The organism is Campylobacter concisus, assembly GCF_902460415.1.
In the GTDB taxonomy this organism is placed as follows: Bacteria; Campylobacterota; Campylobacteria; order Campylobacterales; family Campylobacteraceae; genus Campylobacter_A; species Campylobacter_A concisus_Y.
The window spans coordinates 836,507-847,537 of the sequence record NZ_CABPTY010000001.1; the positions used below are offsets into that span (position 1 = coordinate 836,507).

General features: G+C 35.9%; 13 protein-coding genes. 8 read left to right on the forward strand and 5 right to left on the reverse strand.

Annotated elements, in window-relative coordinates; genetic code table 11:
- Positions 1-27 precede the first annotated feature (27 nt).
- Genes FZ940_RS04175 through FZ940_RS04185 form a run of 3 tightly spaced genes read left to right on the forward strand, consistent with a single transcriptional unit; the run spans position 28 to position 2,812 of the window.
- Positions 28-975 carry a DctP family TRAP transporter solute-binding subunit gene (locus FZ940_RS04175; RefSeq protein WP_262367597.1) on the forward strand — a complete coding sequence of 316 codons (948 nt, stop codon included), beginning with the start codon at positions 28-30 and terminating at the stop codon, positions 973-975.
- On the forward strand, positions 975-1,517 hold the full coding sequence (locus FZ940_RS04180; RefSeq protein ID WP_148821561.1) for a TRAP transporter small permease: 543 nt from the start codon (positions 975-977) through the stop codon (positions 1,515-1,517). Before FZ940_RS04175 ends, FZ940_RS04180 begins: the two co-directional genes overlap by 1 nt.
- 11 nt (positions 1,518-1,528) lie before the next feature.
- Entirely contained in the window at positions 1,529-2,812 is a 1,284-nt protein-coding gene (locus FZ940_RS04185; RefSeq protein ID WP_072595211.1) for a TRAP transporter large permease, read from the forward strand.
- A 25-nt stretch (positions 2,813-2,837) separates the two neighbouring features.
- Here FZ940_RS04185 and FZ940_RS04190 read toward each other — a convergent pair whose 3' ends face one another.
- The 5 genes from FZ940_RS04190 to FZ940_RS04205 are packed head-to-tail and all read right to left on the reverse strand — an operon-like array spanning position 2,838 to position 7,659.
- A complete protein-coding gene (locus FZ940_RS04190; RefSeq protein WP_148821562.1) occupies positions 2,838-3,890 on the reverse strand; it encodes a GGDEF domain-containing protein in 1,053 nt (350 codons plus the stop codon).
- The gene (locus FZ940_RS04195) at positions 3,883-4,962 is read right to left on the reverse strand and encodes a GGDEF domain-containing protein (RefSeq protein WP_262367590.1); all 1,080 of its coding nucleotides are present in this window, start codon (positions 4,960-4,962) and stop codon (positions 3,883-3,885) included. Before FZ940_RS04195 ends, FZ940_RS04190 begins: the two co-directional genes overlap by 8 nt.
- Before the next feature lie 46 nt (positions 4,963-5,008).
- On the reverse strand, positions 5,009-5,167 hold the full coding sequence (locus FZ940_RS09430) for a hypothetical protein (protein WP_021091126.1): 159 nt from the start codon (positions 5,165-5,167) through the stop codon (positions 5,009-5,011).
- A 10-nt stretch (positions 5,168-5,177) separates the two neighbouring features.
- On the reverse strand, positions 5,178-7,022 hold the full coding sequence (locus tag FZ940_RS04200; protein WP_103618983.1) for a mechanosensitive ion channel domain-containing protein: 1,845 nt from the start codon (positions 7,020-7,022) through the stop codon (positions 5,178-5,180).
- Positions 7,015-7,659 (reverse strand): carbonic anhydrase, encoded by a 645-nt coding sequence (locus FZ940_RS04205; protein WP_072595207.1) that lies wholly within the window; start codon positions 7,657-7,659, stop codon positions 7,015-7,017. The genes FZ940_RS04200 and FZ940_RS04205 overlap by 8 nt, the downstream gene beginning before the upstream one ends.
- 170 nt (positions 7,660-7,829) lie before the next feature.
- On the opposite strand from FZ940_RS04205, the gene FZ940_RS04210 reads away from it, so the two are divergent.
- From FZ940_RS04210 to frr, 5 genes are all read left to right on the forward strand, one after another.
- Positions 7,830-8,528, forward strand: coding sequence for a Bax inhibitor-1/YccA family protein (locus tag FZ940_RS04210; RefSeq protein WP_084109905.1), 699 nt, complete (start codon positions 7,830-7,832; stop codon positions 8,526-8,528).
- Positions 8,521-8,904, forward strand: coding sequence for a hypothetical protein (locus tag FZ940_RS04215; protein WP_002941503.1), 384 nt, complete (start codon positions 8,521-8,523; stop codon positions 8,902-8,904). Before FZ940_RS04210 ends, FZ940_RS04215 begins: the two co-directional genes overlap by 8 nt.
- Positions 8,905-8,966: 62 nt before the next feature.
- A complete protein-coding gene (gene secG / locus FZ940_RS04220) occupies positions 8,967-9,296 on the forward strand; it encodes a preprotein translocase subunit SecG (RefSeq protein WP_148821563.1) in 330 nt (109 codons plus the stop codon).
- A 2-nt stretch (positions 9,297-9,298) separates the two neighbouring features.
- The gene (locus tag FZ940_RS04225) at positions 9,299-10,258 is read left to right on the forward strand and encodes a polysaccharide deacetylase family protein (RefSeq protein WP_148821564.1); all 960 of its coding nucleotides are present in this window, start codon (positions 9,299-9,301) and stop codon (positions 10,256-10,258) included.
- Positions 10,248-10,805: a ribosome recycling factor gene (gene frr / locus FZ940_RS04230; protein ID WP_084041030.1), complete on the forward strand. Its 558-nt coding sequence runs from the start codon at positions 10,248-10,250 to the stop codon at positions 10,803-10,805. Before FZ940_RS04225 ends, frr begins: the two co-directional genes overlap by 11 nt.
- Positions 10,806-11,031: the final 226 nt, after the last annotated feature.

Consider the following 11,031-nt stretch of genomic DNA (forward strand, 5'->3'; position numbering starts at 1 on the left):
ACTTGTGGGTTGCCACCAACTACTTTAATTTGTTCTTCAAGTACCTTTGAGCTTTGGATTCTAAATTTTTGTCCTTTTGCAGCTTCTACACCAAAGGGCAAGGCAGCTGACTTTTTTGCTAAACGTGCTGAGGAGCTAAGTGGCGGTAAATTAAAAGTTCAAGTCTTCCCATCAGCGCAGCTACTTGACGACGATAGAGTTTTTGGCGCGTTAAAGCTTGGCAATGTTCAAATGGCAGCTCCAAGTTTTTCAAAATTTACGCCTATTGTGCCGCAGTTTCAGCTATTTGACCTACCTTTCATCTTTAAAGATGCAGAGCACCTTCATAAGGTCCAAGATGGCGAGGTCGGTGAGGAGCTAAAAGCCCTTGTTACAAAAAAAGGCTTTGTGGCGCTTGATTATTGGGATGCTGGATTTAAGCATTTTAGCTCAAGTAAAAAGCCAGTTCTTGTGCCAGAAGATGCAAAAGGACAAAAATTTAGAATCCAAAGCTCAAAGGTACTTGAAGAACAAATTAAAGTAGTTGGTGGCAACCCACAAGTTTTACCATTTTCAGAGGTTTATTCTGCACTTCAACAAGGCGTAGTTGATGCGACTGAAAACCCACTTTCAAATTTCTATAACTCAAAATTTCACGAAGTTCAAAGCTCGCTTACACTTTCAAGTCACGGATATTTGGGCTATTTAGTCGTTATGAGTGATAAATTTTGGAGCAAGCTACCAGATGATCTAAAAGCAAATGTAAAACAAGCTCTAAGCGAAGCAACAGCTTTCGAGAGAGAAGAGACAGCAAAAGAGGACGCTCACGTCATAGCTGAGCTTGAAAAATACATCGCTGCTAGTAAAAAACTAGAAATTTATAAGATCGATGACGCACAAAAAGCCGAGTGGCAAAAGGTTATGCAGTCAATCTATCCTAAATTTTATGATGTTATCGGTAAAGACCTCATAGAAAAGACTCTTGGGACAAAATAATGAAGAGCTTTTTTAATGTCCTTGATATAGCGATAGCCTCACTAAATAAAACTATCGCAGTAGTTGGGCTCGCAAGTGGAACATTGCTAGCCTTTGCAAATGTCATGGCTAGATATTTTTTCGATAAAAGCTGGTCTTGGGCGAGCGAGCTATCAAACTATCTTTTTATCTGGTCGGCGTTTTTTGCCGCGGCATACGGCTTTAATAAGGGCATTCACGTCAGTGTAACTATTTTGGTGGAAAAATTTCCACCAGCCCTTGCAAAAGCATGTTTAATCTTTTCTCATGTGCTAACAACTGTCTTTTTGTTATTTATCGCGGTTTATTCTATTGATTATCTACAAATTCTTCACGAGATCGAGCAGATGATCATAGACCTTGGCATACCTCAATGGGTCCCTATGCTAGTGCTTCCTATAGCCTTCGTCACAGCTAGCTACCGCTCGGCTGAAAAGGCTATCAAAGTAGCTCTAACTCCAGCAGCTCATGTCGTAAGTAACGAAGCGCACGAGCTAGCTCATGGTAGCGTAGTCAAAGACTAGGGAGAAAAAAGATGACAATAGCATTTTTATTTATCCTACTTTTTGCACTGATGCTAATAGGCGTGCCTGTGGCTGTCTCACTGGGAACTAGCACCGTTTTAACGATGATATTTTTTACAGATATCGACATCGCTACGATCCCACAGCTTATATTTGATGGTATCAATAAATTTTCGCTAATGGCGATACCGATGTTTATCTTGGCTGGAAATTTACTAAGCAAAGGCGGCTCAGCAAGACGTATCATCGACTTTGCAAAATCTATGGTCGGACACTTGCCAGGTGGTTTGCCGATGAGTGCAATATTTGCCTGCATCATCTTTGCAGCAGTATCTGGAAGCTCGCCTGCGACGGTTGTAGCTATTGGCTCAATTATGTTTGCAGCGATAAAAGAGGCTGGCTATCCAAAAGAGTACGCGGTGGGCGGCATAACTACGGCTGGCTCACTTGGAATTTTGATCCCGCCTTCAGTTGTTATGATAGTTTATGGTGTAACTGCTGAGGTTAGTATCGGTAAGCTTTTTATGGCAGGCGTTGTACCCGGTCTTATGCTCGGCGCTTTTATGCTTGTTCAAACTTATGTTGGCGCAAAAAAGCTTGGCTTTAAAGCAACTAAGGCTGAGCCATTTAAAGTAAGAGTGCAGAAATTTGCCAAAGCATTTTGGGCGCTTTTGATCGTCGTTGTGGTCATCGGCGGAATTTATGGAGGAATTTTTACTCCAACTGAAGCTGCTGCGGCAAGTGCTGTTTATGCGCTATTTATCTCACTTTTTATCTATAGAGATATAAAGATAAAAGATCTTTGGGATATCTGCTTAGACTCAGCCCTTACAACAGCTATGATATTTTTCATCATCGCAAACGCTGTTGTTTTTGCATATTTGCTAACTAGCGAGCAGATCCCTCAAGCTATCGCTTCGATGATACTTGACGCAAATATCGGTATGATAGGATTTTTGATATTTGTAAATATCCTGCTCTTTATCATGGGTCAGTTCATGGAGCCTTCAAGCGTCATCATGATCATGGTGCCACTTTTGCTTCCGATTTCAACGCAACTTGGCATAGATCCGATACATTTTGGCATTATCTTAGTTGTAAATATGGAGATAGGTATGGTGACTCCGCCTGTTGGACTAAATTTATTTGTCGCAAGCGGTCTTACAAATATGAATCTAAAAGAGGTAATCATGGCATGCTTGCCGTGGACACTTACTTTATTCTTTGGTCTTATCTTGGTTACTTATATACCACAAATTTCTCTTTGGCTACCAAACCTAATGTATGGACATTAAAATTTAGAGGCTCTTGCCTCTAAATTTATGCTTTTGGGTCGTAATCCGCACTCATAACGATATTTTTACCACTTCGCTTACCAGCATAAAGTAGATTATCAGCTTGTTTTATCATCTTTTCTAAGCTAAATTCTCCCGTACCATCATGAGCAACTACTCCAAAAGTCATAGTTGCGTTGATCTTTATGTTTTCAAACTCAACTATATTTTTACTCAAAGTCTCTCTAACACGCTCTACGATACTTACAGCTGCATCTTTTTTTACGCCCAAGACGACTGCTAAAAATTCTTCTCCACCAAATCTAGCTACTCTATCTTTATCTCTAAATGTGTTTTTAAATATGCCTGATAAGCTTTTTAAAACAGCATCTCCTGCGCCGTGTCCATAGGTATCATTTATCTTTTTAAAGTTATCGATATCACACATAACGATAGCAAAGTCCCTATTTTTATAAAGATCGTTTTGACTTAAAATTTTCTGCATCGAAGTACGATTTAAAAGCCCTGTTAATGGATCGTGATTTAAGATATTTTCAGCCATCTCTTTTTCCTCTAAGATACTTAAAAATATAAATAAATTTGAGCTCTCCAAAAGGTACGAAACAACAACCGAAAATACACAAACCATACTTAAGTTAAAAACAAAAAGTAGATCTCTAAATCCGTCAAAATTTTTTACAGGCTGACCATCTAAATATATATAGCAGACTATGGATAAAATTATTTGCGTTGCAACTATTATGTAGTTAAAAAATTTATAGGTAAATGAAGTAAAAAATAGTATTAGCGACGATGCTAAAAACAATAATCCAAAACCGTATCCCCATCCAAGTGTCAGCATACAAACTAACGCATGAAATAAAATTTCAAGCTGGACTATTACCATTGTTATCTTGTTATTTTCAGGACTATCGTAAATAAGCCTTAAAAGAAAAAGATAGGTTGCTACTGAAAATATATTCATAACCGCCAGAATTTCTTCTTTCATAAATAAAAAAATAAAAAAATAACAGACGTGAGTTAATAATATTGAAAATATGATAAGTTTTTGGGTCGTATAGAGTGAAATTCTACGCATCCGAGCCCTTTTTTAAAATTTCTAATTCGATACGGTCTTTGCCATTTTGCTTGCCTTCGTAAAGCAGCTTATCTACTAAAGTTATGGCTTCCTCAAAATCCACCTCAACACCATTTGCACATATTAGCATGCCAAAGGTCATAGTAACTGGAGTTTTATCTGGAAGTTTTGCGTTGTTTATCTGTTTTTTAAGCCTTTTGCTCACTTCGTGGATAAATTCTATCTTTGTATCGGGCAAGATTATCAAAAATTCTTCTCCGCCCCAGCGGCAAACATAGTCTTTACCTCTAAATGATTTCTTTAAAGCACTGGCTACATCTTTTAAGACCTCATCACCGCAGTCATGCCCATATGTATCATTTATTTTTTTAAAATTATCAATATCGCCTAGCATTATGACTAAATTTGTATTACCACTTCTTTCCTTGTTGGCAACTAGTTCAAATCTTAAAGTTTTTTCTATTGTTCTTCTATTTAAAAGCTGCGTTAAAAAATCATGCTTTGAGTCCTTTTCAAGCTCTTCCGTCTCTTTTCTTATTTGCTGATATCCACTAGAAGTGATAATATCTGCAAACATTGAAAGTCTTAAAACAATAAAAAAAGCAAAAACAATACTGCACACGACTATCGTCCCTCGTATAGCTGATGGGATCAGCGGCGCCTCATCTTTATGAATAAAATAAAGAAGTATAAGCAAGATTAATTCTAAAAATGCCATTATATAAGTAAGGCTCTTTGAATCAAATGCTAGGAAGTAGTTTATAAAAATTACACCAACAAGTATTATCCAAATTCCAGTATTCCAACCCATAGTAGTAACAATAATAGTAACAAGCAATATAATATTTAGGTGAAATGCAAGAGATATTAATACTCTATATTTTATGTCAAATTTTATTCTAAGCAATATCCCAGCTGCTATAAATAATAAGCACATAAAAAGTAGCGGTGTAGCCATGATCATAAAAAGCAACAAAGATAGTGCATTCACAGCTATCATAACGTCTAATATCGTTTTATAGATATCATCGATCGCTTTATAACTACTTTGATCTACAAAATCGTGTGTCAAACAAAACTCCCTGTAAATTTATTCCATTAAATTTCATTAAGTCATTCTAGTAAGAGTCGTAACTATCTTCGTCCTCGTCACTATCTTCGTAGTTGTAGTCATTTTCATCATAATTATAGTCATAACTATCGCTACTATCGTCCTCATCGTCATTAAATTCAGAGTAGTCTTCTTCTACTTCTTCATAGTCAAAATCATCACTCATTGTTTTCTCCTTAAATTTTATCTTTGACACTTTCAATATACAAGCTTTGGCTTGGAAATGCGAAATTTAGACCATTTTGCTTTAAAATATCCATAATCTTTAGCATTACATCTTGTTTGACATCTAAAAATTCTCCCCAAACGATAGTCTTTGCAAAACAATAAACTAAAATATTTATCGAGCTATCTGCAAAATCATCAACCACGACAAATAAATTTGATTTATATCCAGCATAATCATCGACTGACACTATACTTTGTCTATATTTTAGCCCTTTTTTCTTTGCTGTTATGTCCTCGCTTTTGGCAATATCTGGATGATTTATCAACATAGTTTTTATATCATCTACACATTTTTTAATCTCATCAGTTGTCGCTCCATACTCAATGCCAATTAGCATTCTGATACGTCTACCGACTTTTCTTCTACTCCAGTTTCTAACAGGATCACTTGCTAGTTTTGAGTTTGGCACAAAGATTAAAGCATTATCAAAACTTCTAATAGTCGTCTTTCTAAAGCCAACCTCAACAACAGTACCCTCTATATCACCACAAACTATCCAATCTCCTTGCGAAAATGAGTTATCAAAGAGCATCATAACAGAAGCAAAGAAGTTTGCGATGATGTCTTTTGCAGCAAATGCAACAGCAAGACCACCGATACCAAGTGAAGCTATGAGCGCTGATATATCAAAGCCAAGCTTTTGAAGAATTAGTAAAAGTGCGATTATTAATACAATTACGTAGACTACTTTTAAAACTAAATTTACGACCTCTTTTCGTCTACTCTTTTGCGCGATTTTATCGATTATTACTATGCCATAACCATTTAGGATAGTTAAAACAAGCCATGAAAATGCGACTATATAGACGATCGAAAAGATATTTGCTAGAGTTAGTGGCACTGGTACTGGGTAAAAGCCAACACCTATACAAATATTTAGCGCATAAATGATAAGAAGTGCAGAGATAGGCTTTTTAACGATATCTACTATCTGATCCTTTGCCTCCTTTACGCCTTCGCCTGATGCAATGAGTGACATAAGCCAGTATGTGAGTTTGGCAAGAATTCTTGTAAGTGAGACAAAAAATAAAAATACTACGATTATAACTACGATCTTACCAACGTTAAATTTTGCCGAATTTATAGAAGTTAGCTTATTTATATATTCGACCGTATCGACTAAATTTAGCTCAGATAAGATCATACTTGAGCTTAGAAGATCGGCATTATTTTTAAGATAGATTAAGATTTCCTCATCAGTCTCTTTTTTTAGATCAAGCTCGGCAAATGCGTTATCGTAAGAATTTGAAGTCTCATTTAGAGAATCTTTTAGCTCTTTTATGCTGACGTAAGAATTTGTTTGTAAATTTAAAAGTCCGTTATCTATCACCTCTTTTATAGAGTTTGCTTTAGCGCCTTTTTTAAATATCTCTTCAAGATTAATTAAAGCTGAGAAGTATGCATAATCTATCTTCATTTTCTCAAGCTCAATAGCGCTTTGAACATAAGCATCTTTGTTTAATTGCTTTTCTAGTCTAGCTACTTTTTTTTCTAAATTATTTTTTTGCAAAATAAATTTATCAATATCATTTTGAGTTACTTCAATCTGCATAACATATAGTGGAATTTTTTCCAAAAGGTCATTTTTTTTCTTTTGAAGTCCAGCTAAATTTGAATTATCAGCTTTTGTTGAGTTTGTATCTTTTTGCTGTGCTTTTATGATTTGGATTTGATTATTTAAAGTCAAAATTTGATTTGTTAGGCTTAGTATATTTTCTTCTTGTGTTTTATTATTTTCAGCACCAAAAAGCATTATAAATGAGAGCAAGATGATAGTTAAAATTTTACGCATTTTCACCTCTTTTATCTGCTAAAAGTTTGAATGTGCCTTCTTTTAAATCGTAACTGAAAATTTCGCCGGTTTCTATAATGTAGTGCCAGCCATAAATTTGAAGGTTTCCTCTTTCATACTCCTCTTTTACATTTGGATAAGTCATTATATTTTCGATCGAATTTATCACATTTAATCTCTCAGTTAGCCACGCCATCTTTGCTGGATCGTCGCTTGTAAATTTAAGCACTTCTCTCTTAATTGGTTCTATTAGCTTTATCCAATTTCTAACATTTGGCGTGGTCTTGAGCTTTTTTTCATCCATATAAAGCGCTGCACATCCACCACAATCAGAGTGTCCGCAAATAATGATATTTTTGATATTTAAAAGCTCTAATGCATATTCGATAGCAGAAGTCGTTGCCAAAAATTCCTCGCTCACTCTATAAGGCGGCACGATGTTTGCGATATTTCGTACCATAAAAAGCTCGCCCGGAAGGCAGTTTGTTATCAAATTCGGCACCACTCTTGAATCAACACAGGATATAAAAAGGGTATGTGGGTCTTGTCTATTTTGTAGACTTTTAAAGAGCTCTTCATGCTCTAAAAAGCCATCTTCCATAAATTTTACCGCACCTTCAAGTAGCGAGTCATCCATAGAAATTTATCTCCATTTTTTATATTTTTACGCGATTATAGCAACTTTTATTTAATCTAAAAAATACTTTAATATATAAATTTTTAACTAATATAATTTGTTAAAATTCTTTTTATTCATTGTTTAATTATTTTAGGCTAAACTCATTCAAAAATTCATAAGGAGATAAAATGAGTCTGTATGATAGGAACTATGCAAAACAAAATCAAGAAGAACTTGCGTATTCTCAAAGCTCACTAAGCACTTTTATAAAACAAACTTATCAACTTTTTGCAGCATCACTACTTTCAGCAACAGCTGGCGCTTATGTAGGTATTAGCATAGCTGGCGTTTTTGCGGCAAATAGATTTTTGTTTTGGGGACTTGTTATAGTCGAGTTTGCACTACTTTTTGGCTTAATGGCAGCTAAACGTAAAGAGGGATTAAATTTAATACTTCTATTTGCATTTACTTTTATAAGTGGCCTTACGCTAACTCCGCTACTTTCAGCAATCCTTGCCATGCCAAGCGGAGCTGGTATTGTAGCTCAAGCATTTGGACTAACAACAGTTGCTTTTGGTGCGTTAAGTGTCTTTGCAATGAATACAAAACGCGACTTTACAACAATGGGTAAAATGTTATTCATAACCTTAATTGTTATCGTTGCAGCAGCTATTATCAATATTTTCGTTAAAAGTACAATGTTTCAACTTGTAATCGCAAGTATTTCATCGATCCTATTTAGCGCATATATACTTTTTGATACGCAAAATATCATCCGTGGCAACTACGAGACACCAGTTGAAGGTGCAGTTGCTTTGTATCTTGATTTTGTAAATTTATTTACATCATTACTACAAATTTTAGGCATTTTTAATAGAAATGACTAATGACGAGCGCATCTACCGAGTGATAGATGCGAATCTAAATAGGCTAAAAGAGGGGCTTCGCGTCGTTGAAGATATAAAAAGATATGTCTTTGACGATGCTAAGCTCGCCTATAAGATAAAATCCCTCCGCCACAAGGCAAAGATCCCACAAAAAGAATTTTTAAAATTTAGAAATTCACAAAACGACGTTTTAAAAACCAGCACAAAAAGCGAGCAAGAAAGATCAAATTTAGATGAGATCATCACTGCAAATTTCAAGCGTGCCCAGGAGAGCGCCCGCGTGCTTGAAGAGTGCTTTAAGCTTATAAATTTAGAGCGAGCCGAGCTTTTTAAAAGCATAAGATACGAGCTTTATGAGCTTGAAAAAGAACTTTAACTAAAAATTTAAATCTTTTCTTGTATAATCGCAAACTATTTAAAAAATTTAAAGGAAATTTCGTGAGTTTAATATTTTTAATCTTGCAATTTGTTCTAGCTGTCGTTATCACGATCGCAGTTTTACTCCAAAAGAGCTCATCTATCGGTCTTGGAGCATACAGTGGAAGCAACGAGAGCCTTTTTGGAGCAAAAGGACCAGCTGGATTTTTAGCTAAATTTACCTTTGTGGTGGGCGTTTTGTTTATCCTAAACACACTTGCGCTTGGATATTTTTACAACAAAGATCTTAAACGCTCTATCGTTGATAGTGTCGATAGCAAATCTCTAGTCATACCAAAATCAAACGACGTGCCAGCAGCTCCTATCGCACCACAAAATCCAGCAAAATAACAATGATAAAAACGTTTTTAGCGTCACTTTTGACGCTAACGTTTGCTTTGGCAGACGCTCACATCCTAGTTTATCACCGCTTTGACGATCCAAGACATACAAGCACTGATATTTCTATTAAAAATTTAAGAGAGCAGTTTGAATATTTCAAAAATAATGGCTATGAAGTCGTTAAACTCTCAAAGCTAGTCGATGCTGTAAATGCTGGCGAAAAAATACCTGATAACTGGATCGTCATCACTGTAGATGATGGTTATAAAAGTTTCTATGACAAGGCCCTTAGTGTATTTAAAGAGTATAACTATCCATTTGCACTAATGCTTTATGTGGAAGCCAGTGCAAATAAATATGGCGATTATTTGGATTTTGATCAGATTAAAGAACTTGAGGCTTACGGCGAGATCGGCTACCACTCATACGCGCACCCAAGGATGACGAAGCTTAGCGATGAGGCATTAAGAGAGGATTTTCAAAAGGGTGTAGAGACCTTTGAAAAACATATGGGCTATAAGCCAAAATACTTTGCAGTCCCTTACGGCGAGATCGATAGTAGAGTCGTCTCCTTGGCAAAAGAATTTGGTTTTTTAGCACTTTTAAATCAAAACTCAGGCGCAGTTTCAGATAAAAGCGACGTTTATGATCTTTACAGAACGCCAGTGATGAACGGCACAAAGATAGCGCTAACTTTTAATAGCAAATTTTTAAATGCCCAGTGGATATTTCCAGAGGGCTATCCGCAAAATAACGCGATCGACAAGCTCATCATCAAGACCGATACAAACGCTAGCGAGGGTAGTTTTTTCATGACTGGCTTTGATGGCTTTAGAAAAGTACCTATGACAAATGGCGTTTTTGAGTGTAAATTTAACCCACCACTCGATAAACGCAAAGTGTTAATGTCGCTAAAAGTAGATCATCACAGAAGTACAAAACTTCTAATAAAGGACACCAATGCTAAATAAAATTTACGATACCCAAAAAGAGGGTTGCGAAAAGGCGATCGCTTCTTTAAAACGCGATTTTACAACGCTAAGAACTGGCAAAGTAAATATCAACATCCTAGATAACGTTATGGTTGATTACTACGGCTCGCCAACTCCGCTTAATCAAGTAGCCACCGTGCTTACGAGTGATGCTTCGACTATCGCTATCACTCCTTGGGAAAAGAGTATGATAAAAGCGATCTCATCAGCCATCCAAGCTGCAAACATCGGCGTCAATCCAAACAGCGACGGCGAGAGCGTTAAGCTATTTTTCCCACCGATGACCGTCGAGCAACGCCAAGAAAATGCAAAACATGCAAAATCAATGGGGGAAAAAGCCAAAGTTAGTATAAGAAACGTAAGAAAAGATGCAAATGATGAAGTCAAAAAGCTTGAAAAAGACAAAGCTATAACTGAGGACGAGAGCAAAAAGGGACAAGATGAGGTTCAAAAGATAACTGACACCTACACTGCAAAAATCGATACTCTTGTAAAAGAAAAAGAAGCCGAGCTTTTAAAAATCTAAAATTTTTAGAAATTTTTCCTTATCTAGCTACTTTTATGTGGCTAGATATTCTCTCAAAATAATATTTTAGAAAAATATTTATCAGCAAGTAGTTTATTTTTTTGTCTGTTGTGTTTTTACCTATTAAATATAAATAGAACCTAGACTACATAAAGCCTAGCCATCACTTTGTCTTTAAGCTATTTCCATGAATTTTTAATTTAAATTCTTATTTTGTATTCGTCCT

Coding starts and splice junctions, on each gene's coding strand:
- FZ940_RS04190 (WP_148821562.1), bottom strand. CDS start 3,890: ATGCGTAGAATTTCACTCTATACGACCCAAAAACTTATCATATTTTCA.
- FZ940_RS04200 (WP_103618983.1), bottom strand. CDS start 7,022: ATGCGTAAAATTTTAACTATCATCTTGCTCTCATTTATAATGCTTTTT.
- FZ940_RS04215 (WP_002941503.1), top strand. CDS start 8,521: ATGACTAATGACGAGCGCATCTACCGAGTGATAGATGCGAATCTAAAT.
- FZ940_RS04225 (WP_148821564.1), top strand. CDS start 9,299: ATGATAAAAACGTTTTTAGCGTCACTTTTGACGCTAACGTTTGCTTTG.
- frr (WP_084041030.1), top strand. CDS start 10,248: ATGCTAAATAAAATTTACGATACCCAAAAAGAGGGTTGCGAAAAGGCG.
- FZ940_RS04205 (WP_072595207.1), bottom strand. CDS start 7,659: ATGGATGACTCGCTACTTGAAGGTGCGGTAAAATTTATGGAAGATGGC.
- FZ940_RS04180 (WP_148821561.1), top strand. CDS start 975: ATGAAGAGCTTTTTTAATGTCCTTGATATAGCGATAGCCTCACTAAAT.
- FZ940_RS04210 (WP_084109905.1), top strand. CDS start 7,830: ATGAGTCTGTATGATAGGAACTATGCAAAACAAAATCAAGAAGAACTT.
- FZ940_RS04185 (WP_072595211.1), top strand. CDS start 1,529: ATGACAATAGCATTTTTATTTATCCTACTTTTTGCACTGATGCTAATA.
- FZ940_RS09430 (WP_021091126.1), bottom strand. CDS start 5,167: ATGAGTGATGATTTTGACTATGAAGAAGTAGAAGAAGACTACTCTGAA.